The organism is Flavobacterium sp. FG19, assembly GCF_057809475.1.
The window spans coordinates 99,789-125,403 of the sequence record NZ_JBMDKA010000013.1 but is presented as its reverse complement, the minus strand read 5'-3'; the positions used below and the strand labels follow the sequence as shown (position 1 = coordinate 125,403).

Here is a 25,615-nt window from a genome sequence, read left to right as displayed (position 1 = left end):
TTCAAAATGAACTGCATTGCATTAAATTAAAATTAAAAAATCACTTTATGGACGATAAATCTCTTGAGAGCAAGATGTTTCGCTGTCATCATCCAACGCTTTAGCCTGTGGCCCGTCTGGGTAGAAAAGTCGGCATAACTGCCCAACCTGATCACTGCATTCTACCTGAATGCCGCATGGATCATCGGGAGTAGCTACGTATCCTATCACAGGAGCCATTTCTGCTTTTGCGGACTGCATAGAGGTTGTAGCAAATGCTCCTAAAATTCCCAGTGCAAAAATTGCAATGGGCAAAACTTTTTTAAAATTTATTAATTTCATAACAATATAATTTAAAGTTAATAGCGATCTACTTTTTTCTACAGGTGTTCGATCTCGTTCCTGATACTTGCGCTAGTATATTTTAAATGTATCATCGGTTGTTAGATACTATTTTCATCACTTTTTTAAGCAGTTCCCCAAGTTCATATATCACCATTTTTTCATCTATGAGTGCATACAACAAATTCTCAGCAACTAGAAAACTTCGAATTTTTTTTCCATCTATATTATAAATATGAAAGCTGAATAAATAGGCTTTTGCATTAAGATCATAAACATCAATTACCGAAGCCTGGTTCCAAACACTTTTTTTTTCAAAATGACCCGGCACATTCGAATTGACAAATAATAAATGTCCTGAAACGCAACTTGAAGCATTAACGCTCAAAATAGGAGTCGCCACTGTCTGTTCTGTTTTATCTTTAAGATAGGCAACTTTAATTTTGGCATGAGAAATAGTGTCGATTGTATTGGCTCGGTAGACTAATTTACCACTCTGATCAGCTACAATATATTGGTTCCTGTAACTGTAGACATAAACTATACGCTTCAATTCTTCACTGTAATTAAGCATTCCGTCTGTATCAAATATACCATCGACCTGTTTTTCTAAAAGATTTTTTGCCATAACTACTCGGCGCTTATTCCCAGCTTTATAAAATCCTAAAATGTTTGCATTCTTACTGATTGCTCTAAAAGCTATAGTTAAACTGTCTACTGGTACGGCAATATTAAAATACGGCGGTTTGGGTTCCTGTAAAAAGGCTTGCCAGTCTTTTGTTTCTCCAATAAAAACTGCTGGAGTCCTTCCGTCTATAATGTAAAAATGAGGTGGTTGCACAGCCAGTTTGATTGATTTAAACAAGAACGTATCACGATCCAATTTAACTCTTATTTTCTGCTGCTTTAATTTTGCGTCTATAGATAATAAATAAAGCGGTACTGTTGAATTTCCAAGATAAATTCTGTCACCTGCTGATCCGGCAAAATAATAAGAATTGTACTTAAGGTCCACGGTACTCTTCAACGTTACAGTGTGATGGGGATAACGTCTGATGAATGGGTTTTTGTGCTGCATAATTTCTTCTGAGGATAGATATAATAAAATAACAGCTATTGTTCCTCCAAAAAAACCAGTAAACAGATAAAATTTAATCGAGAGACTAGAAGATTTTTTTCTACTCCCCTTTAAATCATCATAATTAATCCATAATGCAAACCCAGCCAACAAGACAAACAATAAATTAAATATAAGATGTTGTGTCCAGGTCATTTTCTCTAAAATTCCACCGCAGGAACACGGAATAAAAGAACTGAAATACAGCATAATAAAAATATAGGCGCTAAACATGCTCATAAGGCAAAAACCTGCATATAGGGCTCTCATCTGAGTTTTGGGAATGAGTAGAAAAAATACAATAATGAATTCTGCCAGCAGTACACTCCACGAAATCCAGCCTGCAAAAGCACTGAACAATGGCGACTGGCCAAGCTGTACTTGAAATTTCTCAAAATCCAATATTTTACTTACAGCTGCATAAACAAACAGCAGTATATAAAATAAGCAGACTATTTCAAAAATAATCTTTTTAAATCTGGAACTGATTATGACTGCCATAGCATATTGGTTTAAAATTCAACAATGTAAAATTCTGAATTTCAAAATTATAGCGCTTATATTATCGGGAGCAAGAATTAATTATCAAGGATTAAGACCATCCAATGGCAAAAAACCGCCGTTCTTCCCTCTCCCGAGCTCTTTAGGCGGGAATCCAAATTCCTTTTTGAATGATTTGGAAAAATTGGGATAGCTGTTAAAACCGTTCATAAAGGAGATATTCTTAAGAGGAATATCGGTCTGCTGTATCATTATGTATGCCCTCTTTAGGCGCTCCTGTGTATAAAGCCTATACACGCTTGTATGAAACAAATGCCTGAAGCCGTCCTTAAGTTTAAAGTCATTTGTGCCGAACTGCCTTGCCAGCTCCTTAATGGTTGGCAGCGGCTCGGTAAGATTAGCCAAAATATAATCATAAACCTGCTGCATCAGGCGAACATCTGTTTGTTTGAAACTGGAATGTTTGTCTGTTTTAACTTCCAATGGTTCCGAAAAATTTTCATTAATGCGGAGAAAAGGAGCCACAAAATTTAGCACGGTAAACCTGCCATCCGATAATTTCGATACGGAACATTCGGCAGTTACAATAAGTTTTTTAAAGGTTATAAAATTAAGGGTAATGATTTCACCTGACAAAAGCAGCTCTTCCAGTTCCTTTCTCTCATCCTCCGACATCCCGCTGAAATCATCCTTTAAGAAATCCTGCACAGGGCGTGTGAGCATTTCTTGTGCATCATAGCCCAAAATTTCTAATGCACCCTGATTTACATTTTTTATGCAATGGTTTTCATCTAAGATAAAAGTCGCAGGCGTTACCATTCTGTGTGTAATGTAGGGATTCACAAAACCGGAATGAAAGGCAGATTCCTTGAGTTCTTCGGCGACCATGTTAACCAGAACCACCAGAGTTTCAATTTCATCATCATAGGCACTGAGTGGAATATGCCCATTGAAGTTGCCCCGTGCCATTTCAAATAACATGGTGTGCATGGATATAAGGCGCTGGCGGTTGTGGGGTCTTTTCATGTGTCCTGATTTTATAAACATTGACCTGTCTAGACTGGCCGAATCTGTTTTAAATAAAGTCTTTAAGGTAATCCAGTGCCTCCTGTTCTATGCTAAAAACCATTGTCGGCACTGAGGGTTTGCTGATCTGCAGATAAAAAGTACTCATTGTCATGGAGACGTTTTCACTGCCGATCAAAGCCACTGCTTTTGCAAGGAGAGATCCGGATTTGGCCAGATAATCTCGAGCTGCTTTGTCAATAGACACTATTCCTCTGGTATCGCAGAATACAGGAAGCGGTCTTTCATTTTGAAATGCAATCCTGTCTGCTACAACACGCATAGCTACTTCTAAATCAACTGCAGTATTGGGTTTATATTCAAAAAAGAGGATTCCCTTTTCAATCCAAAACCGTGCATTTTGATTCTCATAAGATTCATTTGCCACAATCATGTCCTGTCAGTTTTTAAATAAAGGGTTGTAATTTAACAAAAATATAAAGATTAAGAAACAACCCTATTGTCAAATATGGATTATTAGTTGCGCAAAAAGACCTATTTGTTATTAAATCGGGAATTACACTTGCCGATTTGGGAGTAAAATATCTGTAAATAAAAGTACTTCCAATTTTTATAAGGAATTTTAGATTTCTGTTTTTCAAGCACTTAAATCAAATAATTTCAAAAATCAAAAAATCTTATAAAAATGGCAAAAATAAAGCACAACAATTTTATCGATACAGTAGACACTGTTTTCAGCAGTGCAAAACAAAAAGGCATACTGCACCTTTACGCAGAAGGTGAACATCTAAATGGGAGAACCATAAAAATTAACGGAAATGAAATGCTTCATTTCGGAACTACAGGATATCTAGGACTGGAACAGGATCGAAGGCTCAAAGAAGCCGCTGTAAAAGCTGTAAATAATTATGGCACTCAATTTCCGCTTTCAAAAACTTATCTCTCGCATCCCCTGTATGCTGAGCTGGAAAGCAACATTGAGCAGATGTACGGTATACCGCCGATAATCACTAAGAACAGCACCCTTGGTCATATGGCAATCATCCCGACCCTTGTAAGGGATGAAGATGCAGTTATTCTCGATCATCAGGTGCACTGGAGTGTGCAGAATGCCTGCCAGGTTCTTAAGCTCAGAGGAATACCAGTGGAGATGATTCGCCACAACAGCCTGCAGATGCTTGAAGACAAAATTCGCATGCTACTAGGTAAATCGGGCAAAATCTGGTACATGGCCGATGGAGTTTATTCCATGTACGGAGATTATGCTCCTGTAAAGGAGCTTTTAAACCTCTCAAGAAAATATCCGCAGCTCCACCTCTATTTTGATGATGTGCATGGAATGAGCTGGAAAGGAAAAAACGGAACAGGTTTTATATTTGATTCTATTGGAAGACTTGAAGAAAATATAGTTGTTGTCAGCACACTGAGCAAGACATTTGGCGCCAGCGGCGCTACATTTTTCTGCAGGAATGCTAAACTGCGTGAAAAAATTAAAACTTTCGGCGGACCACTTACCTTCTCTGCCCAGCTTGAACCGGCCTCCGTTGCTGCTGCAATCGCATCATGCGGCATACATCTATCAGAGGAAATATATGAGCGTCAAGCTGAACTTGCAAAGAAAACAGCCCATTTCAGCAAGTTGCTTTCAAAAAGCAGTCTCCCGCTAGTTTCCGAAAACGATTCTCCTGTTTACTTTATTGGAATGGGAACGCCCGCTACTGCCTATAATTTTACCAAGCGCCTATTCTCCGAAGGCTTTTACCTCAATCTTGGCATATACCCCGCAGTTCCCATAAAAAATACCGGAATCCGTATCACGATATCAGCGCACAACCAGATCAAAGATATCACAGATCTTGCTCAGGCAATGGATCATCATTTCCACAAGGCAGTGGAAGAAACGGCAAGCAGTGAACAGAAGATACGGCAGGCTTTTAGAATGGATATTAAAACCAAACTGCCTGCCGAAAAACAGCATACTGAACTGCTACATATTGAAGAGCAAACAACAATAGCCAAGATCAATAAAGAGGAATGGAATAAATATCTCGGTGCTCATAATATCTTTGATTGGCAAGGAATGCTCTACCTTGAGCAGACCTTTACAAACGCTCAGGATCCTGGGAACAAATGGGACTTCTTTTACTTTATAATCCGTGACCAGAACATGCAGGCTGTTTTAATGACCTTCTGTACACTTGGGATCTGGAAAGATGATATGCTGGCAGCTGAATCCGTATGAAGACAACTGGAAGAGGTTCGAAAATCAGATCCAATGCATTTGACTTCCAAAGTACTAAGTATAGGCTCACTGTTTACCGAGGGACAGCACTGCTACATTGACAAGAATCATCCTTTGGCTGAGAAATCATTGCAAATGCTTTTGGATAAACTTGAAGAAAAATACAATATCCTTGAAGCAGATATGCTTGTTCTGCGTGATTTTGAGCATGGATTCCCCTGGGATGAGACGATCAGAAACCAAGGTTATTTCAGGATAGACATGCCGGAATCATGTATTATTGAGCATAAGCACCTTGGTGAATATAACAATTATGGTTTGATGCTTTCCTCCCGCTCCCGCCAGCACTTCAATCGGGATGTGCTCAAATATGAAAAGTTCTATGACGTGGAAATAAAAGACACCCTGAGCCAAGAGGAATTAAACAGGGCTTACCAGCTTTACTGTAGTGTAAAGCAGCGCAATCTGGCCATAAACACCTTTACCTATACCAAGCAGGTATTTGAAAACATGAACAGCTGTGCAAACTGGGAGTCCATTATCTTAAGACTCAAGAATCGGAATGCAGAAGATTTCATAGGCGTAATGTTCTGCTACAAAAATTCCTCAATCGCTTATGTTCCCGAACTGATAGGAATGGACTACACGGCAGGTGACGGTTACAATCTGTACAGACAGCTTTTATACCAAACAATAAAAAGGGCAAGAGAGCTTCAAATTGAACGGATAAACTTCGGTATATCAGCAAGTTTTGAGAAGCGAAAACTCGGCGCGTCTATAATACCCAAAGTGGCTTATGTACAAGCAAGGGATAATTTTGCTATGGAGCTCATGCAGACACTGCAGAATGAAACCAGCAACCCACGCTGATTCATCTCTACAGCGATTCAAGAGAAAAGTGAAGCATCAACTTATCCGGGCAGCTATGCCCCGCCCCTGCTTGCTTAAATAAATCTAAATTCTGTTGTCATGATAAGATCTACATGTGAAAATGCATTTCAGGTTATTAGAAAAGCAGAACAGCAATTCAGCCTGGATCCCGAAGATATAATTGAGAAATCCTACCATATGACTACCGTGATTCGAAACCTTCTTGGTACGATTAAAAAAAATGTTTTAGAAAAGGGATTCTCTGATGAAAATGAAGAGATCAATTTTTTCAAAAGCATCAAACCCCAAATACTTGGAAAACTGATTTTCTACAATAAAGTTTTCCGAATTGAGGCATCATGTCCGGTTGTAAGCGGAAAAATGCATCATAAATATTTTTCAAATGAGCTTAATCTGCTCAAGCAGGAATATAAAGAGCACTTTTACAACACTGACTTTTACCGTTACTACCGCACAGGAAGAACCGAATGGGACCACCATTTTTTCTGCCTCGGAAAAATAGACCTCCATGAAGGCGTCAATAGCTTCGTTTTTGAAATTGACCCTCAGTTTTCCACCTATTATGATTATAAAGTAGCACGTATAATCGCCAACGAACTGCTTTACGTCTACCTTACATCCAAAATTGAACCTGAACCGCAGCAGAACAGGATTTTTTCAGACGAAAATACTGTTAACAGGGATTTTTTCTGGACAGATTCGAAGAATGCCCTGATCGAATTGATTTATGCGCTTCATGCATCAGGGAGCATCTCAAATGGGAAGGCCGGCATACGAAAAATAAGTATGGTCTTCCAGCTGCTTTTCAGGATACAGCTGGGCGATGTGCATCATGCCTTCCATAGGATGAAAGACAGGACTGACAGTAAAAGCATTTTTTTGGATCAGCTTAAATTATCACTTAAACAGCACATGGAAAAAGAGCTCTAGCTTTTTTTAAATCCGTCAGTTCTTGTGCCAATGAATGCCAATTGGCAAGAAAGCTAGCTATTGTTTAAAATTGAACTTATTCACTTCTACCTATTCTAGATCAACATTTTACATACTTTTTAAAATTGTTAAAATTTTCTTAAAACTATATTTTACATTGGCATGCATTGGCAATGTAAAACTTATTTCATTGGCAACTTTGCATCATTAATGCAAAACATACAGCCATGAATATAGATAGAATGGAATTCATCTCCTGGATGGAACGGATAATAGAACGCTTTGATCTTTTGAGCGCCCATATATGCGAGCTTGAGAAAAAACGGGGAAGTGTTGATGGAGAAGAGCTATTGGACAACCAGGACATACTACAGATGCTTAAGATAAGCGGAAGATCACTGCAGCGTTACAGATCCTTAGGCAGGCTGCCCTACTATACCATAAGCGGAAAAATATATTACAAGCTGTCTGACGTGCATCAGTTCATCAGGGAGAGTTTTAATGCCCGAACACCCAAGACCTGTGCCAGAGAGTGACAAAGGATGCCCTAATATTCCAGCTTTAAACCAGTACTTCTTCCCCTTCTAATTTCGCATATAAATCTAAAAACTAAAGATTATGGACGAAAAGAATAAAGATACGATTAACACTTCCGAAGAGTTATCGGACATACTGCTGGTATTGGATAAAGAAAAAAAAAAATCATGGCTGTAAAAGGCATTGATCAAAATGGCAATCTGGAAACCGTTGAGCCCAACCGCAAAAATCAGAATCAATTTATGCGCGTAGACAAGCAGGGAGATTTGTTTTCGAATTTCTTTACCAATTTTTTCAGCCAGCTAAAGAACCCGACTAATTTTTCATTCTTCAAAGTACCAGCTCTGCTGGCAGTCGATACATCAAAAGATATGCAGAAACAGATAGATCATCCGACAGTTGAAGGGGAGCAATTAATGAAAGAGCATGAAGTAAAAGAAAATCAACAAAAAAATGAAATTAATATGGAAACAGCACAGACAAATCCAGAAACAAGCGAGTACAAATACAAACCGGAACAGATCGATTGGGAAACGCTAAACCACTTAGGCTTAAGCAAAGAAAAACTAGAAAAAATGAGCCTCCTTGACCCGCTTCTCAAAGGGTATAAAACAAACGAGCTTGTCTCTGTAAGCCTCAATCTTGGAACTGCAGTTACCAAAATGGATGCCCGCTTATCACTCAAACAAAATGATGAAGGCCAGGTGGTTCTTGCCATTCACGGCATACGCAAAACTCCCAATCTTAATTTTTCCTTTTTCGGCCACGAATTCAGCAAGGAAGATAAAGAGAATCTGCTGCAGACAGGTAATATGGGACGAGTAGTCAATCTCACCAATCCAAAAAGCAATGAAATCATGCCCTCCATTATCAGCATAGACAGACTTACCAACGAGGTGGTGGCACTGCGAACCGATTTCATTAAAATACCCGATGAAATTAAAGGAGTAAAATTGAGTGAAGAGCAAAAACAGACTCTGGCTGAAGGTAAACCCCTCGCATTGGAAGGCATGGTTTCTAAAAAGGGAACTGTCTTTGACGCGACCGTTCAATTCAACGCAGACAAACGTTTTGTAGAATTTCTCTTTGACAGAAATGAAACCAACAAACATACACAAGACAATCAGCAGAACCAGGCCCAAGGAGCGCCAAAAGCCTTCAGAGACAAAGAACTTGATAGTGATCAGCATCAAAAACTAAAAGACGGCCAGACGGTTTATATCAGCGGCTTAGTGGATAAAAAAGGAAAAGAATACAATGGATATATCACCTACAACAAAGAGACCAACAAAACAGATTTCTCCTTTCAAAATCCCGATAAGATCAAAGAACAGATCAAACCTTCTGAGGCTCATAAAACTCAGACAGCCGTCAATTCCGAGGGAAAAACTAATGAAGCGACAAAGAACATAAAAGAGCCCTTAAAATCAGGACAGACTAATCCCGATAACAAGAAACAGCAGCTGCAACAAGAAGAATCTAACACGCCTGCTAAATCAAAAGGGCGTAAAATGTAATAAAATATGATAACAATTATTACAGAAAAACCCAGTGTAGCAAGGGAAATAGCCGTTATAATCAGAGCCACAGAAAAAAAGGAGGGCTATCTGACAGGTAACGGCTATTTTGTTACATGGGCACTAGGACATCTTGTAGGATTGGGCATGCCAGAAGATTACGGGATTACGGGATTTGACAAGGAATCACTGCCCATAATCCCAAACCCTTTTTTACTGACTGCCAGAAAGGTCAAAAAAGATAAGGGCTGCACTGCCGATATAGGCGCAGCAAAACAGCTGAAAATCATCGAAAAGCTCTTTAAAAACAGCAATAGTATTATAGCGGCCACAGACGCTGGACGAGAGGGCGAGCTTATTTTCAGATACATTTATAAGTACCTGAAATGCACCAAACCATTCAAACGGCTCTGGATAAGCTCTCTTACTGAAAAAGCCATAAAACAAGGTTTTGAAAATTTGAGAGAAGGAAAAGAATTTGCCCCACTATATTTGGCCGCCCAAGCAAGAAGTCGTGCCGACTGGCTGGTGGGCATCAATGCGACACAAGCGCTCTCTGTAGCAGCGTCCAATGGGGTTTATTCCCTTGGAAGGGTGCAGACACCAGCACTGGCCTTAATCTGCAGACGATATCTTGAGAACAGGAATTTCCCCGTAAAAAATTACTGGCAGATCCAGCTGTCACATAACAAGGAACTTATAAATTTTAAAAGCATATCAAAAATTAAATGGGAGGATAAAAAACTTGCTGATAATATACTCAAAACCATTCAAAGAATCCAAACGGCAATTGTGACAAGTACAGAATCCAAAATCGTCACAGAGCCCCCGCCTTTATTGTTCGACCTTACCGGTCTGCAGAAAGAATCCAATAAAAAACTGAACCTTTCTGCCGAGGAAACTCTCAACATTGCTCAGAGCCTTTATGAAAAGAAATTTATCACCTACCCGCGTACCGGAAGCAGGTACATTCCTGAGGATCTGTGGGCAGAAATTCCCAGCCTTGTAAGAGCTTTACTGAAAAGTGAGGCCTTTAAACATTCCTCTTCCCAAATGAAATGGGGCAGGTTTAATAAGCGTATCGTAGATGATTTGCGTGTAACGGACCATCATGGATTATTAACTACTGATAAGATCCCATCTGCACTTAATGCAAAGGAAAATTCAGTTTATAATATGATTGCCTTTAGACTGCTGGAAGCCATTTCCGAACCCTGCATCAAAGAGTCAACTGATGTCATCCTGCAGGTGCTTCATTATGATTTCATCACAAAAGGCTGTAAGATTATAGAACCCGGCTGGCGTTCCGTGAAGGGCTGCTTCTCTGATGATACAGAAACCATAGCTGATCTGCCTGAACTGAAAAAAGGCGATGATCTTAAAATAAAAGAAGCCTGCATTTTAGAAAAGAAAACCAAACCGCCTACGCTTTACACCGAAGCAGGCCTTTTGTCAGCTATGGAAAGCGCAGGAAATGATATCGAAAATGAGAACGAGCGCAAAGCTTTAAAAACGATTGGTATTGGCACTCCTGCGACAAGAGCCTCAGTGATCGAAACTCTTTTTACACGCAATTATATACAACGGGAAAAAAAATCTTTAATCCCTACTGAAAAAGGCCTTCAGGTATACGAATTGGTCAAAAACCAAAAGATAGCAGACGTGGCAATGACTGCCAAGTGGGAACTAGCTTTGCAGAAAATTGAAAATAACGAAGCTGATGCTGATGCATTTCAAAAGGAAATAGAAACTTATGCTTCATTTATAACAAATGAACTATTAAATACTGCCGTTGTCCAAAACAGAATGCCGGATCTTATATGTCCTAAATGCAGAAGCCAGAAGCTCATCATACGTGACAAAATAATAAAGTGTCCTGATCAGGATTGCAGCTGGTTACAGTTTCTCAATGTCTGTGGAGTACAAATCGGCATCAAAGATATAGAAAGTCTTATCAAGCACGGAAGAACACCACTCATCAAAGGAATGAAAAGCAGATCGGGAAAGAAATTCGATGCCTACATCCTACTTAATGAAAATGCTGAAAGTTCCCTTGAATTTTCAAAAAACATAAAATATAAAAACAATGGAAAATAAAACCATCATTGAATCAAATGAAATTAAAAGTCTTATTTATTCCATACGCGGCAGGCAGGTGATGCTGGACAGCGATCTGGCCTGCTTATATCAGGTGGAAACAAAGAACCTCAACAAAGCCGTCAAAAGGAACATTGAAAGATTCCCTTCTTCGTTCTGCTTTCAACTTAGCCAGGAAGAAGTTCAAAACCTGAGGTTCCAAAATGGAACCTCAGGTGTAAGCTACGGCGGAAGACGATACCTGCCTTATGTTTTTACCGAACAAGGCATAGCAATGGCTTCTGCCATACTCCGTTCAGATACTGCCGTTAAGATTAGTGTTGAAATTATGGAAGCCTTTGTAGAAATGCGAAAACTACTTATCAGCAACGCTGCTTTGTTTAGCAGATTGGATAAGATTGAACTAAAGCAGCTTGAAGCCGGCGAAAAATTTGAGAAAATCTTCAAGGCTTTAGAAAACGACAGGCTCCATAGTGACAAAGGCATCTTTTACAACGGTCAGGTATTCGATGCATATGCTTTTGTTTGCGATATTATTAGAAGAGCCAAGAGCTCTATAATCCTGCTGGATAATTATGTAGACGACACGGTGCTAACTTTATTAGGAAAACGCAATGATAATGTAAAGGCAACAATTCACACCAAAACAATAAGCAATCAGTTACGGCTCGATTTACATCGATACAATAGCCAATATCCTCACATTGAGATTGAATTTTTTTCTAATGCTCACGACCGTTTTTTAATAATTGACGATACAGAACTGTATCACCTCGGTGCCTCGCTCAAGGATTTGGGCAAAAATTGGTTTGCCTTTTCAAGAATGGATATTGAAGTGGGCAGAATGCTTCAAATTTTAAAAAATGAGTAAGTTTTCAATTAGAATAATACCCTATTTTTTATCTCATCTAATAAGTTTCTGATCTATGGAGCAACAAAAATTTTTAAGTCCTAAGCATTTTTAATGTTTCACAGATGAAAGATATATCCAAACTATAAAAAGAATTTGCAATGGTATTCTAAACCACAAATAACTCAAGCCGTTTCCGTCGAAAGTACCTTTCTGGTAGTCAATATGCTTTATAGATGCATAAATATTTACGGGGAGTATCAATATAAGAAATGCTATCAGCAGCCAGGCTGTAATTATTCTAAAATTAGGAATAAACAGACCAATAGCAGCGGCAATTTCAATAATTCCCGTCACATAAACAGTCTGTACTTTAAATGGTATAAAGTCCGGCATCATCATGGTCATGCCTTGTGTATACATAAAGTGTCCCAAAGCGGTAAAAAGCAGCATTGCAGACATTGCTATTCTTGCTGGGAAATAAAAGTCATAACTGCCGCGAAAAATTCTGAAGCCCAAAAGCGAAATTAAAAACGCTGAGAGCAACACTATTAATGGTTTCATCTTTACTATTTTTTAGCAAAGATCAGCATAAGGAAAAAATGAAACAATGAACCCAAGTTAAGAAATTCGTTTCCTGATTCTACTTAAGGCCTGCGGGGTAATGCCGATATAGGAAGCAATATATTTGAGAGGAATTTCTTTTATCAATTTGGGCTGCTGGGTAAACAAATTCAGGTAACGCTGCTCTGCAGATTCCTTTAGCAGAGAAAGTTCACGTAATGACTTTTTGAGAAACAAATCTTCACTCGCCTTCCTTCCGATGGTATTTCCAATTTCTGTCTCTTGATAAATACTTTGCAGATCACTGTAAGTCAATCTCCAAAGCGTTGTTTTTGCAAGCGTTTCTATATTGTACTCGGAAGGTAATTGGGTCAGAAACGAATTGTAGCCGCTTACAAAGCTGTTTTCAAATACAAAAGAGAAAGTTAACTCATTTTCCTTTTCAGGTATATAAAAACGAACCATACCTGTTTCAATAAAGGAAAGATAATTTTCTGTCTCTCCAGCTTTCAATACATGATGTTTCTTAGGGAATTCCTGCTCTATGAGCTTTGATGAAAAGTACTGCCAGTCTGTATCTGTAAGTTTAACAATCCTCTCTAAATATTGCCGTACTTTTTCCATTGTTCGTTATTCTACAAATTCCGTTCAAACTCAATGTTAAGACATTAATCATCATTCAACAGCAAAAATACAAATTAATTCCTCCCGGCTATCTAGTATTGCGCCAAATTCCATCTTTCAAAACCAAATCCTGCCACTTCTCCAAAAGCATTTATCTACAGCTATACTTTTACAATTCAAGTAAAATTATAAACAAAATTAGATTATGGATGCAAAGCAAAATGACCTATCCTATTTCAGTTTAAGACTTCAAGAATTATTAAACTTCAGCTTCCCCGAAAAAGCTAGTGACCAAAAGTTTATCGAAGAGCGTTCCTTATTTGCCGCGAACGCTTATCAGAGTGCCTTTAATTCAGGAAATTCCATTGAGCAATGCAGCGAAACAGCAAATTTCATCCTTTTTGAAAATCTGCATTTCTCCAGATTTGACACTGTTTTTCAGGTCGTATGCCAGGAGTTTGATACCTTAATGACAGAAGAGGAACTTCGAGTATTTGCCTTGAAAATGTTTCCAGTCTGCACACCTGTTTTCTCCCGTTATGAGCTGACAGATAACTTTGCATACACTCATGAGTTTGACCTGCTTTATACCGAAATAACAGGAACCATCGCAATATGGATACAGGAAAATGGGCTTCATTAAAAAGCAGCATCTCCAGCTGAATATTGATGCTCTTCGAATTGCTTTTAAGCTGGAAAATGAGAAGCGGCAAGCCACCGCGGGCGAAAGACTGTTAATGATGCAATACAGCGGATTTGGCGGTCTTAAATTCATATTGAAACCCATAGCAAGTGATATAGATATCAATAATTGGAAAAAGACAGAACACGACCTTTTCCCAATCACACAGCAACTCCATCAACTGCTCAAAGAAAATGCAGAAGACAAAAAGCAGTACCAAAGGTATGTAGACAGTATGAAAAGTTCCGTACTTACGGCTTTCTACACACCGCCTGAAATCATAAATGCCGTTTCCTCTGTGATGCGTGAAAACAGTCTGAACATTAATAAATTCCTTGAACCATCCGCAGGAATCGGCTCATTTATTCAATCCTTTTCAGAAAGTGGGCAAAGTGTAACCGCTTATGAAAAAGATTTGCTGACAGGCAAGATTTTAAAACAGCTTTACCCCAAAAGCAATATCCGCGTGAGCGGTTTTGAGGAAATCCCAGAAAAGGACCAAAACAGTTATGATGTCGTTGCCAGTAACATTCCGTTCGGAGACACATCCGTATTTGACCTTTCCTACTCCAGAAGCAAAGACATATCCAAAGTGCAGGCAGCACGAAGCATACATAATTACTTCTTTCTGAAAGGTACTGACATGCTGCGTGAAGGCGGCCTGTTAGTGTACATAACTTCGCAGGGCATTCTCAACAGCCCAAAGAATGAAACGATACGCAGGGCATTGATGCAGGAAAATAATTTGATTTCGGCTGTACGCCTGCCTAACAACTTGTTTACAGATTATGCAGGTACAGAGGTTGGCAGTGATCTTATTATTCTGCAAAAAAACACAGCAAAAAAAAACCTGACCAAAATCGAAGAACTCTTTTGCCAAAGCAAACAAACGGAGTACAATACGCCTGGCAATGCAATCTTTCAGGACAAAACAAGAATTGTACATACCGAACAGAAATTAGATACCGACCCATACGGAAAACCTGCTCTACTTTATATGCACAAAGACGGAGTTTCCGGAATTGCCAAAGACCTCGAACAGATTCTTAGGGATAATTTTGACAGACACCTGAATTTAGATTTGTACAAAGGCAGGCTTAACATTGAATCAATTATCCAAATTCCGATTGTTCCAAAGACAACACCTCCGATACTCGAAGCTTTAAATACGAATGAAAAAACACAGCCAGTACCAAAACTGGTAATGCAGCAAAAAAATCCAAAGGAATTAAAACAATTGAGCATTTTTGATCTATTTGAAAATGCGGGTGAACCTGCAATGGCGGTATCTCCATCGAAAAGGCCTACACAAACCAAAAAGCAGACCACTAACAAAAAAAGCCTTGAAACGGACCGCCAAACAAGCTTGTTTAGCAGTATGATGCAACAGCCTTATACAAAGCCAAAAAACAATATAAGTGGAGATGGTACAACACAAATAGACAATAAAAAGCAGTCAGCTGTGGGCGACTTGTTTTCGGAAGTTAATGGGAATCAACAAGCGGATAATCCCGCTGTTCCCATCACAGCAATCAATACCATTCCTGAACCTGCTCCCTATGGTGGTGAACTGCGATCATTCCACCGAAATGATTGTCTTGTGGTGGATAATGGCTGGGTCGGTCATCTGCAAGATATAGATACATCAGATGGTACTGCACTATTTACCGCATTACAATTGCCTGCATCACAAAAATCAAGAGCCGAAGACTATATAGCGCTACGGGATATTTATCAAGATCTTTACATCAACGAGGCGAAACTTCAGACCGAACACAAAGAAGAAAGAGAAAATCTTAATCACTTATATGATGCCTTTGTAAAAAGTTATGGAAACCTCAACAGTGCCGATAATATCAAACTCATCAAAACTGACAGTTCTGGAAGGGAAATCCCTTATCTGGAGCGTGTCATTGGCGGCGTGGTACACAAAGCCGATATATTCAGTCGTCCTGTAAGTTTTTCTACCTCAACCATAACAACAGATAATCCCGAAGAAGCACTATCGGCTTCGCTCAACAAATACGGAGCTGTAAATTTTGACTATATGTCTCAAATCAGCGCTATGACGGAAGATACATTGAGAGAAGCTTTAAACGGCCGCATCTATTTCAATCCTCTGCAAAAAAAATACGAAATAGCCGAACGCTGGATTGCAGGCAACGTAGTGGAAAAAGCCCAGGAAGTAAAAGCATATCTGGAAAATAATGCCGATGATGCCCAGGCCAAATCAAGCCTTGCCATATTAGAAGAAGCCCGTCCAAGACGTATCGAATTTGAAGAATTGGATTTTAACCTCGGCGAACGCTGGATCCCTACTGGTATTTATGGCCGGTTTGCTACACATCTTTTTGATACGGATGTCAACATCAATTACTCAGATAGTTCTGATGATTTCTCTGTAAGCTGCAAACAAAAGAATGTTCATATATGGGATAAATACGCAGTTAAAGCTCAAAGCCGCACTTTTGACGGGATCATCCTTCTTAAACACGCCCTTGTAAATACTACGCCTGATATTACCAAAAAAGTGATGGTCGGCGACCAAGAGATCAAGGTAAGAGATATGGAAGCAATACAAATGGCAAATACTAAGATTGATGAAATCCGTAACGCTTTTACAGACTGGCTTCACTCTCAAAATGATGATTTTAAAACAATGCTTACCGACAAATACAATGATACGTTTAACTGTTTTGTTCGCCCAAATTATGATGGAACACATCAGGATTTTCCAGCCCTTGACCGTAAGGCATTAGGAATTGAAGATTTGTATTCCAGCCAAAAGGATACGGTCTGGATGATAAAAATGAACAATGGAGCTATCTGTGACCACGAAGTTGGTGCAGGGAAAACACTCTTAATGTGTACGGCAGCACAAGAGATTAAACGTTTGGGATTAGCTCATAAACCTATGATGATCGGACTGAAAAGTAATGTGCACGAAATTGCCGAAGCCTACCGCACTGCTTATCCACATGCAAAAATACTATTCCCCGGTAAAGAAGACTTTAAACCCCAAAAACGCCAGCGCATTTTTGGCGATATTAAAAACAACGATTGGGATTGTATTATCCTCACGCACGACCAATTTGGCATGATACCCCAATCGCCAGAAATACAGAAAGAAATCTTAGAAATTGAACTAGACAGCGTAGAGCGCAACCTCGATGCCCTGCAAGCGCAAGGAAAGGAAGTGACCAGGGGAATGCTTGCTGGGGTAATCAAGAGAAAAGAAAACCTCGAAGTCAAACTCAAGACCTTAAAGCACGATATTGAAAATCGTAAAGATGATGTGGTAGATTTTAAGATGATGGGGATAGACCATCTTTTTGTGGATGAAAGCCATCAATTCAAAAACCTGATGTTTAATACAAGGCATTCAAGGGTTGCAGGATTAGGCAATGTGGACGGGAGTCAAAAGGCAATCAATTTGCTCTTTGCAATCCGCACCATTCAGGAACGTATCAATGCAGATATGGGAGCAACTTTTCTTTCAGGAACCACCATCAGCAATTCTTTGACCGAACTGTATTTACTATTCAAATACCTCAGGCCAAGAGCAATGGAAAAACAGGGCATCCATTCCTTTGATGCCTGGGCTGCCATCTATGCAAGAAAAACGACCGATTATGAATTTTCAGTAGCTAATAATATCGTAGCTAAAGAACGTTTCCGCTATTTTATCAAAGTGCCGGAGCTGGCACAATTCTACTCTGAAATCACGGATTATCGCACCGCAAAGGATATCGGCATCGACCGGCCGAATAAGAACGAAGTACTTTATAATATACCGCCTACTCCGGAGCAGGAAGTGTTTATCCAAAAACTGATGGAATTCGCCAAATCGGGAAATGCCTCTTTATTGGGAAGAGAACCATTGTCACCATCAGAAGAAAAGGCAAAAATGCTCATCGCTACGGACTACGCCCGAAAGATGTCTTTGGATATGCGAATGGTAAACAGCAGTTACGAAGACCATCCCGATAACAAAGCTTCGCATTGTGCCGCAAACATTGCTAAATATTACAACCAGTATCACGCACAAAAAGGAACTCAGTTTGTTTTTTCTGATTTGGGAACCTATAAGCCGGGCCAATGGAATGTGTACTCTGAAATCAAGCGTAAACTCGTGGATGACCACCACATACCCGGACACGAAATCCGTTTTATTCAAGAAGCCAAAAATGACAGGCAGCGCAAGGAACTCATCAAAGGGATGAACGAGGGTAGAATCCGTGTGCTATTTGGTTCAACCAGTATGCTTGGGACCGGTGTAAATGCACAAAAAAGAGCCGTTGCCGTTCATCATCTCGATACGCCTTGGCGTCCAAGCGACCTTGCCCAAAGAGACGGCAGAGCTGTTCGCAAAGGCAATGAGATTGCCAAGTTTTTTGCTGGTAACAAAGTAGATGTGATTATCTATGCCGTAGAAAAATCATTGGACAGCTATAAGTTTAACCTGCTATACAATAAACAGCTGTTCATAGACCAGTTAAAAAACAACAAGCTTGGCAAACGGACTATTGATGAGGGCAGTATGGACGAAAAATCAGGGATGAACTTCTCTGAATATGTGGCTATCCTTTCAGGAAATACAGACCTATTGGATAAAGCCAAACTGGAAAAGCAGATTGCCGGACTCGAAAGCGAAAAACAGTCTTTCAACCGTTCTAAATTCAGTGCCAAGTATAAGTTTGATGACTATTCAGCAGAACTTGACAAAGCCAAATCCCGCTTTGATCGCATGAGCCTCGACTGGGAGAATTTGCAGCTGCGCATACAAAAGGGTTCTGACGGCACTCTTGCCAATCCTGTTATACTGGAGGAGTTACCGCCCGATGCCGATATCAAACAAATCGGCTTAAAACTCACTGAGCTTGCCCAGAAAGCACGTACCGGAGGGCAGTATGAACAAATCGGTACTCTTTACGGCTTTGACCTTTTGGTTAAAACCGAAATTTCGGAAAAAGAGGGTCTGGATATGCGGCTAAACAGATTTTTTATACAAGGCGAAGGCAATATCAAATATAGCTACAAAAATGGCTTAATTGCTAAAGATGAAAAGCTGTCGGTTATGAACTTCCTTAACGCACTGGAGAAATTGCCCGGTTATATTGAGCAGGAAAAAAAGAAGATTACAGAAATACAAAGAGACCTTCCGGTTCTCCAGGAACTGATAAACGCTAACTGGCCTAAGGAGAACCGTCTAAGTGAGTTAAAAACTGAAATTGCCGCTGTTGAGAGAAAGATTCAATTATCAATTACACCTGCAACCGAAAACAATAATCAGGAAGAAAAAAATGAAAACAATGATATTCAAATACAGCAAAGCTCTTCACCCAAAGTAAAGGTTTAATAAGAACCGTCTTAAATTGAATCTATTAATATATTGGAATAACTGCTCTTTCTTCCTGATTACCCCATTGAACCTGCCATGTTCTTCCGTCAAATTGGTCAAGCAGAATAAAAGTATAGATATTTGTTGTCGGATAAAGAAAGAATCTGCCATTCTTTTCCTGATCTTTACTTGCTCTAGAAATATCCGATAATGTACTTACAAACCTAGATTTACTTTCAGTGCTCCATTGAACCTGCCACATTTGACCGTTTCTAGTATCCAATTTAATAAATGTATACATATTTCGGGTTGCAAAAAGACGATAGACTAGATCATTATCTGCAGATATATTTTGCACAGGTGCACCAGCTGTACTCTGAGAAAGTACAGGGATTGAAGCTAAACTAAAAATTATAAAAAATAGAATTGTTTTCATACCACTTAACTATATCTTATTAAATATTAAAAAAAAATCTCTTCCTCAGACTGCTTCTGTTTTATGCCGCTGATCAGCCTAAAAAGTGCCTTCCTTATTAGAGAGGCAAAGATAATATTTTTATAACTCACACAAAGTCAGGAAAGTATAATCATACTCAGTTTATTAACTTTGAATAAAACAGCTTTACTTATCTCCTTTCTGCTCATCCTTTTGCACTAAATGCTGTAATTGAGGATCGTTTTTTATACGCTCCAGCTCGTTTTCAATCACCAGTACAATATCTGTTTTTATCTGTCTGTAATTCGACTCGATTGTTCTCTTAATATTGTCCTGCCCATCTTGGTCAATAAAAGATAATATATCGGGTATTTTTTGATATTCTTTAGTTTCGGAAGCAACCTTTTCATTATCCACAACAATTTCAGCATGAAAGATTTTCTGATCAATTCGCTGGTCAAAATTGTCCGATACAGAACCAACAAAAAAACCTTGGGTCAGGGTAGATATTTTTGATGCCGGTATCAAACTGTCCAATTGTGTAGATATTGAGGTTGATGTGTCGTTTCGGTTGATGCTCATACTCTGACGTTTCTGCAACACTTTCCCAAAACGTTCCGAAAGGCTTTTAGCTGTTTCTCCAACCACTTGTCCGCTAAAAATATTACCCACGGTGTTCTGGATTACCTTACTCTCTTTGTCACCGTAATCTCTTGTAAGCTGGGAATAATCCTGAAACCCCAAACAAACCGCCACTTTGTTGCTTCTTGCAGTTGCAATTAGGTTATCCAACCCTCTGAAGTAGATCGTGGGCAGCTCGTCTATGATAACCGAGCTTTTCAATTGGCCTTTCTTATTGATGAGTTTTACAATACGTGAATTGTACAATCCTAGTGCCGCTGAATAGATATTCTGGCGGTCGGGATTATTGCCTACGCATAATATCTTAGGTTCCTTAGGATTATTGATATCCAACGAAAAATCATCGCCTGTCATAACCCAGTAGAGCTGCGGGGAAATCATTCTTGACAGTGGAATTTTTGCAGATGCGATCTGTCCCTGCAATTGGTCCTGTGCACCACCCTGCCATGCATCCATAAACGGCGAAAGATAGTTTTCCAAATCTGGATAAGAGGTTAAAATAGTAAATACATCTGAATATTTTTTGTTGAGAAGCTCAATAGCATGCGGAAATGTGCAGTGTTTACCGTTATCATAGATTTTGAGAAACCAGATGATCGCTGCCAGCAAAATTATCGGACTTTCCACAAAGAAATCTCCCTGCTTTTGTATCCACGACCTGTTAAGGTTCAGCATAATGGTATATGCCGCTTCGTAGGCATCGGAAATATCGGTCATGAAATCAGGATTAAGGGGATTGCACCGATGACTTTTTCTTGGGTCATCAAAATTGATGATGTAGAATTTAGGTTTGACTTTGTATTTATTATGATGTTTCAATAAATGATTGTATGCAATGGTGGAAAGATCATCAAATTTGAAATCGTAGATGTACATACTAAAACCCTTCTCTATCTGCTGCTTGATATAATTGTTTACTACAGCATACGACTTTCCCGAGCCCGGTGTACCCAGCACGATTGTTGCCCTGAAAGGATTTACTATATTTATCCAGCCATTGTTCCATCTGCCCTTATAGTAAAATTTAGTAGGAAGGTTTATGGAATACTCATTTTCCATCAGTTTGGTTTGCTGCTGGAAACTCTCGTTTTCGTTATTGAAAACATCCTCCATGAGGTTAGTGTGAAGCAATCGGCTCATCCAAACACCACCCATCAATAAGGCAATATATCCCAATGAGATAGTGAGAATATAAAGAAATGTTCCAATTGCAAGAGAAAGCTTTAACAGAGGTTCATTGAGAAAGAACAGCACAAAACCGATCCCTAAAACCACATAAATTTTACTCCAGGTTATCTTTTCATTCTTTACGCCTTTTGTTCCCAAACAGCTTAAGGCCAGTAAAACCAGAGCAAATGTCTTGGTGTAAAGTTTATGGGAAAACAGACCGGCAGTTCTATCGAAATTGATCAGTATTTTATTGATCACTTCCAGTGTCCATGTCTTTTCTAAAAAGAAAGCATAGCAGAACCAATAAAGATGCATCAGTACCAAAAGTATACTTACTGCCCGCATAAAAGCCATAATTTTGGCAAGTCCTCTTAAATCATCTTCTCCCTGCATATCAAAACATTTAAGATTATCTATGAATTTAAATGCGAGAAGAGCTACTTGCCTGAAAGTAGCCGAAAATGGCTTAAAATGGCAGTGACTGACTGATTTTTCAAAATTTGAGCTGCGCTTATGGAAAACCGTAATTATCGCTCTTTAAAAGCTCTTAATTTTAGGGAAATTTAAATTTCATAGATATGGTACAATTTGATGAAAATGACTTAGTCAATCGTGATTATGTAAACACGACCACAAACGGCGACAATCCCAATTACACGGCTATTCGTGACAGGGAACGCGTAAATAAAAAAGAGCGCTACGAAGTAGTCTATTTCTGCGATGCTTTTGTAAAGAACTATCAGGTTCCTAAAACCAAAGCAAGCTTTCAAAAGGTAGAGAGAATAATAAGACTCCCTCAGGCAAGCAGCATTGTAATGAGAGACCAGCTCAATAATTTTGTGGCTCAAAACTGGAATTTAGTCTAGCTTTCTTTTTCTAACTAAGCTATCCGATAAAAGCAGCGGCTTTTCGGATAGCTTTGATTTTATCCTTATCTGCCTGTCCTCTTTTTTCTTTTCTTCTTCACTCTATTGGCAAAATACTGTTCCTCGTAATCTTCAGAGTGGGCTTCAGGCAGTAAACTGCCCAAAACTTCAATCAAAATGTCTTGGTTCTTTTCATCATCATTTAGAAAATTAAATAAGTAATGAAGTTCCTTCTCAGGAAGATCTGCATCATTTGATTTGGATATTTTCAATTCTAATTCCACATTTTCTTTGAAGGTGGGCTTAATGTTATTGTTCCAGTGATCGTTAAAGATATTTGCAGAAAGATCCCTGCTTAAACGTGAACCATTACAGACGATTTTGGAATTGTGGTCTATAAAAGTGATACCATAAACGCGACCTGTTTGATTTCTGCGAACCACGACATTGATGCCCTGTCCGCCTAACCGCTTTTTGAAAGCCAGCTCGTTATCTGTTAATTCAAGGGCGATAGTAACGGCAGATTTAATGGTTGGCTTTGCCGGGTGGTCTTTTAAGTTTTCAATGCTTTTGGCAATATGCAAATCCAAAGCCGGAAGTCCCGCGTTCTTTCCAAAAAGTGAAGCCTTGAACGGATGCCCTGCTCTTTCTCCTTTTTCGTTCAAAGAAATGTAAAGCAAACCCTGCTGCATTTTTCCGTGAAATTCACCCTGCACTTTCTCGGCGGTGATATTGAACAGGGATAACAAGGCATTGTATTCGCCCAAAGTTTGATATTGATAATAATTCGGCAGATGACGGATAACAGCTGCAATCTGGCTTTTCACATCACCCGCTTTATAATTGACCGGATGGAAAACCTTGTCATTCTGCTTGCGCTTCCTATCGGTTGCGGGTATTAATCCGTGTTTGTTTTCCAGTTCACGGCAAACATCCATAGACCGCATTTTCTCGAACTTGTCCGAAATCTTTTTCCCGTGCTCATCTATACAGACCGATACGATATGGATATGGCTGCGGTCAATATCGGTATGTTTGAATACGATAAAAGGCTGCTGCCCATAACCCATTTCCCGCATATATTCCTCTGCAATTTCCCGAAATTTATCATCACTTACCTTGTCATTCGGGTCTGGATTGAGCGAAATATGCAGTGTATGCTTCTCTGTATTACGGTTGGCAATCAGGTAGGGGGCAAAAGACTGGGCTAATTCTGAAGCGGAATAATGGCCGTTTGCATTTTCAATAATCTTATTTCCAAATAAAATTTTTCCAAGTTCATTCTCCACCTTTAGCTGATTGTATGCCAATGCTCCGTATAAATTTGCGCTTTTTGAAATTTTTGCTATCATCTTTAAGGCTTTTTTTTCAGATGTTTTTCTTCAAATTCTTCGGCAATCTGAATAATTTTTTGGCACAGCATCGCCATTTCAGCAGTCTGTTTTTCTAGTTTATATAGAAATGCAGCAGCCTTTTTCTCTGAAAAATGGCGGTACAAGAGCTTTACAACCTGATTATAATTTACACCTGCCGACCGAAACTGACTATAAAACGAAGTCAATCTCATATAGAAATCTACAGTTCCCTTGTCGATTGAAACAGTCTTTATTTCCCGGCTAAACAAAAGCGATATAATAAATTTTGCTTTATTGTGCATGCCAGACGCCTCATAGAGTGATGAAAGTCTGGCATTTTCCTTTTCGGTCAGACGGAAAACATGTCTGTATATGCTGGGGTCAATTTTAGGGTTTCTGCCTCCTCTGCCCGCTTTAGTGTTGTTTTTATCTTTCATCTTAAATCTATTTATTCTGCAAAAAAACCTGACTTCGGAAGGTTTTTCCAGCTCCCGGCAGGGCAAGTTGTTTTGAGGCACGAACTCAGTTTCGAGTGCCTCAAAACACAACTTGCCGTGTTCTGGTGAACACAAAAATCCGCCCTTCGGGACGGATTATATGTAACAGGGAAAAACGGCGTGCTGCCGTTCTGACTGCCTCCATTCTATCACGATGCTTTTGCATAAATCCATTAATAAAAAATCATTCTGCAAAGTAAAGTACTGCGGATAACAGTGCCGCTATACGGCACTGGGACAAACGATGTTAATAACAGCCAAAGGCTCGCATAAATCAATCAGGCGCAGATTCAAACGGTTTATTTGCCATACAGTTTTAGTGCAGCTTTTAAAAAATGTATTCCTATAAAAAATAAAGGAGTATTTGAATGCACGCAATTTGGAATAAAAACATAAGATTTTAAAAGCATGAAACTTTAAAAATGTAAAAGCATAAAACTGGTAAAACAATTTACCAGTCAAAAAGTTTGCAGTAAGCTAAAAAATACTCCCCGTCAAGAAGTAATGCTGGCAAATAACAACCATGGGAATTTACAAAATTACAATACTGGCAAAGGGCAGACAGGTACTGCTTAAAAATAGAAATATTCAAACCTGCCAAACAGATAAGATATACAACAATAAAAATGTAAATAATGGAAACAAAAAAGAAAAATTTAAAAATCAGTTTTTCAACGCCTAAAGGAGGAGTTGGAAAATCTACTATGACCGCGCTGCTTTCAAGTGTGCTGCATTACCGTCTGGGCTTTAATGTACTTGTAATGGATTGTGATTTTCCGCAGCACAGTTTAGCCAATATGAGAGAAAGGGATATGAAAACCATTATGCAGAATGATTACCATAAAAAAGCAGCAATGAGGCTTTATCAAAGCATCAATAAGAAGGCATATCCGATTCTCAGCTGTAAACCCGAGGATGCCTTGCTGAAGGCTCAGCAATATGTAGATCAATCCTCAGTAGAGCCGGACATCACTTTTTTTGACCTGCCTGGCACCGCCAACACCAAAGGCGTGCTGACGACCTTAAGAACAATGGACTTTATTTTTTCTCCAATCAGCGCTGACCGTCTGGTTATGGAAAGTACGTTGAGCTTTACTAAAGCATTCGTCGGTTTGCCGGCAACGGCAGAGAGCAATAAGCATCAAAAAATGTTGATGTTTTGGAATCAGGTAGATGGCCGCGAAAAAACAGGAATATACCAGGCGTACCAAAATATCATTAACGAGCTTGATTTATCGGTAATGGCATCAAAAATTATGGACAGCAAACGTTTTAGGAAAGAAACCGATGATACCCCAAACAGTGTATTTCGCTCAAGCCTGCTGCCTGCCGAACCACAGCTGATGAAAGCAACCAGATTGGATTTGTTTGTTGAGGAGTTTTTAAAAATTGTTAATCTCTAAAATTGT

The 25,615-nt window shown here is 39.2% G+C and carries 20 protein-coding genes and 1 pseudogene; 11 read left to right on the top strand and 10 right to left on the bottom strand.

Annotation, left to right across the window (positions count from 1 at the left end; genetic code table 11):
* Nucleotides 1-45: 45 nt before the first annotated feature.
* The 4 genes from ACODST_RS14500 to ACODST_RS14485 all read right to left on the bottom strand — a co-directional run bounded on the left by ACODST_RS14500 (nt 46) and on the right by ACODST_RS14485 (nt 3,398).
* Nucleotides 46-321, bottom strand: a complete 276-nt coding sequence (locus ACODST_RS14500; RefSeq protein ID WP_488932832.1) for a DUF6520 family protein — start codon at nt 319-321, stop codon at nt 46-48.
* 91 nt (nt 322-412) lie between these two features.
* Entirely contained in the window at nt 413-1,939 is a 1,527-nt protein-coding gene (locus ACODST_RS14495) for a MauE/DoxX family redox-associated membrane protein (protein ID WP_488932831.1), read from the bottom strand.
* 84 nt (nt 1,940-2,023) lie between these two features.
* Entirely contained in the window at nt 2,024-2,965 is a 942-nt protein-coding gene (locus ACODST_RS14490) for a helix-turn-helix transcriptional regulator (RefSeq protein ID WP_488932830.1), read from the bottom strand.
* 49 nt (nt 2,966-3,014) lie between these two features.
* The gene (locus tag ACODST_RS14485) at nt 3,015-3,398 is read right to left on the bottom strand and encodes a DUF7793 family protein (RefSeq protein ID WP_488932829.1); all 384 of its coding nucleotides are present in this window, start codon (nt 3,396-3,398) and stop codon (nt 3,015-3,017) included.
* A 252-nt stretch (nt 3,399-3,650) separates the two neighbouring features.
* On the opposite strand from ACODST_RS14485, the gene ACODST_RS14480 reads away from it, so the two are divergent.
* From ACODST_RS14480 to ACODST_RS14450, 7 genes and pseudogenes are all read left to right on the top strand, one after another.
* Entirely contained in the window at nt 3,651-5,207 is a 1,557-nt protein-coding gene (locus ACODST_RS14480) for an aminotransferase class I/II-fold pyridoxal phosphate-dependent enzyme (RefSeq protein WP_488932828.1), read from the top strand.
* Between the two features lie 114 nt (nt 5,208-5,321).
* On the top strand, nt 5,322-6,077 hold the full coding sequence (locus ACODST_RS14475) for a GNAT family N-acetyltransferase (protein WP_488932827.1): 756 nt from the start codon (nt 5,322-5,324) through the stop codon (nt 6,075-6,077).
* Between the two features lie 99 nt (nt 6,078-6,176).
* A complete protein-coding gene (locus tag ACODST_RS14470) occupies nt 6,177-7,028 on the top strand; it encodes an RteC domain-containing protein (RefSeq protein ID WP_488932826.1) in 852 nt (283 codons plus the stop codon).
* 227 nt (nt 7,029-7,255) lie between these two features.
* Nucleotides 7,256-7,564: a helix-turn-helix domain-containing protein gene (locus tag ACODST_RS14465; RefSeq protein ID WP_488932825.1), complete on the top strand. Its 309-nt coding sequence runs from the start codon at nt 7,256-7,258 to the stop codon at nt 7,562-7,564.
* Nucleotides 7,565-7,646: 82 nt separating this feature from the next.
* Nucleotides 7,647-9,082, top strand: a pseudogene (locus ACODST_RS14460) (DUF3945 domain-containing protein).
* 6 nt (nt 9,083-9,088) lie between these two features.
* The gene (locus ACODST_RS14455; RefSeq protein ID WP_488932824.1) at nt 9,089-11,179 is read left to right on the top strand and encodes a type IA DNA topoisomerase; all 2,091 of its coding nucleotides are present in this window, start codon (nt 9,089-9,091) and stop codon (nt 11,177-11,179) included.
* Nucleotides 11,169-12,050 (top strand): ORF6N domain-containing protein, encoded by an 882-nt coding sequence (locus tag ACODST_RS14450; RefSeq protein WP_488932823.1) that lies wholly within the window; start codon nt 11,169-11,171, stop codon nt 12,048-12,050. The genes ACODST_RS14455 and ACODST_RS14450 overlap by 11 nt, the downstream gene beginning before the upstream one ends.
* Before the next feature lie 90 nt (nt 12,051-12,140).
* On the opposite strand, the gene ACODST_RS14445 is transcribed toward ACODST_RS14450, so the two are convergent.
* Nucleotides 12,141-12,593 carry a DoxX family protein gene (locus ACODST_RS14445; RefSeq protein WP_488932822.1) on the bottom strand — a complete coding sequence of 151 codons (453 nt, stop codon included), beginning with the start codon at nt 12,591-12,593 and terminating at the stop codon, nt 12,141-12,143.
* A 57-nt stretch (nt 12,594-12,650) separates the two neighbouring features.
* Entirely contained in the window at nt 12,651-13,217 is a 567-nt protein-coding gene (locus ACODST_RS14440) for a Crp/Fnr family transcriptional regulator (RefSeq protein WP_488932821.1), read from the bottom strand.
* 205 nt (nt 13,218-13,422) lie between these two features.
* On the opposite strand from ACODST_RS14440, the gene ACODST_RS14435 reads away from it, so the two are divergent.
* Nucleotides 13,423-13,860 carry a DUF1896 family protein gene (locus tag ACODST_RS14435; RefSeq protein WP_488932820.1) on the top strand — a complete coding sequence of 146 codons (438 nt, stop codon included), beginning with the start codon at nt 13,423-13,425 and terminating at the stop codon, nt 13,858-13,860.
* A complete protein-coding gene (locus tag ACODST_RS14430) occupies nt 13,847-19,258 on the top strand; it encodes an N-6 DNA methylase (RefSeq protein WP_488932819.1) in 5,412 nt (1,803 codons plus the stop codon). Before ACODST_RS14435 ends, ACODST_RS14430 begins: the two co-directional genes overlap by 14 nt.
* 25 nt (nt 19,259-19,283) lie before the next feature.
* Here ACODST_RS14430 and ACODST_RS14425 read toward each other — a convergent pair whose 3' ends face one another.
* Together ACODST_RS14425 and mobC are read right to left on the bottom strand one after the other, a co-directional pair.
* Nucleotides 19,284-19,676, bottom strand: a complete 393-nt coding sequence (locus ACODST_RS14425; RefSeq protein ID WP_488932818.1) for a hypothetical protein — start codon at nt 19,674-19,676, stop codon at nt 19,284-19,286.
* Between the two features lie 186 nt (nt 19,677-19,862).
* Nucleotides 19,863-21,881, bottom strand: a complete 2,019-nt coding sequence (mobC, locus tag ACODST_RS14420) for a conjugal transfer protein MobC (RefSeq protein ID WP_488932817.1) — start codon at nt 21,879-21,881, stop codon at nt 19,863-19,865.
* A 185-nt stretch (nt 21,882-22,066) separates the two neighbouring features.
* Between mobC and ACODST_RS14415 the strand changes: the two genes are divergently transcribed.
* Nucleotides 22,067-22,354 carry a hypothetical protein gene (locus ACODST_RS14415; protein WP_488932816.1) on the top strand — a complete coding sequence of 96 codons (288 nt, stop codon included), beginning with the start codon at nt 22,067-22,069 and terminating at the stop codon, nt 22,352-22,354.
* 65 nt (nt 22,355-22,419) lie between these two features.
* Here ACODST_RS14415 and mobB read toward each other — a convergent pair whose 3' ends face one another.
* Both mobB and mobA read right to left on the bottom strand, forming a co-directional pair.
* A complete protein-coding gene (gene mobB, locus ACODST_RS14410; RefSeq protein ID WP_488932815.1) occupies nt 22,420-23,706 on the bottom strand; it encodes a conjugal transfer protein MobB in 1,287 nt (428 codons plus the stop codon).
* 2 nt (nt 23,707-23,708) lie between these two features.
* A complete protein-coding gene (mobA, locus tag ACODST_RS14405) occupies nt 23,709-24,146 on the bottom strand; it encodes a conjugal transfer protein MobA (RefSeq protein ID WP_488932814.1) in 438 nt (145 codons plus the stop codon).
* 695 nt (nt 24,147-24,841) lie between these two features.
* Between mobA and ACODST_RS14400 the strand changes: the two genes are divergently transcribed.
* Nucleotides 24,842-25,609, top strand: coding sequence for a ParA family protein (locus tag ACODST_RS14400; protein WP_488932813.1), 768 nt, complete (start codon nt 24,842-24,844; stop codon nt 25,607-25,609).
* Nucleotides 25,610-25,615 lie beyond the last annotated feature (6 nt).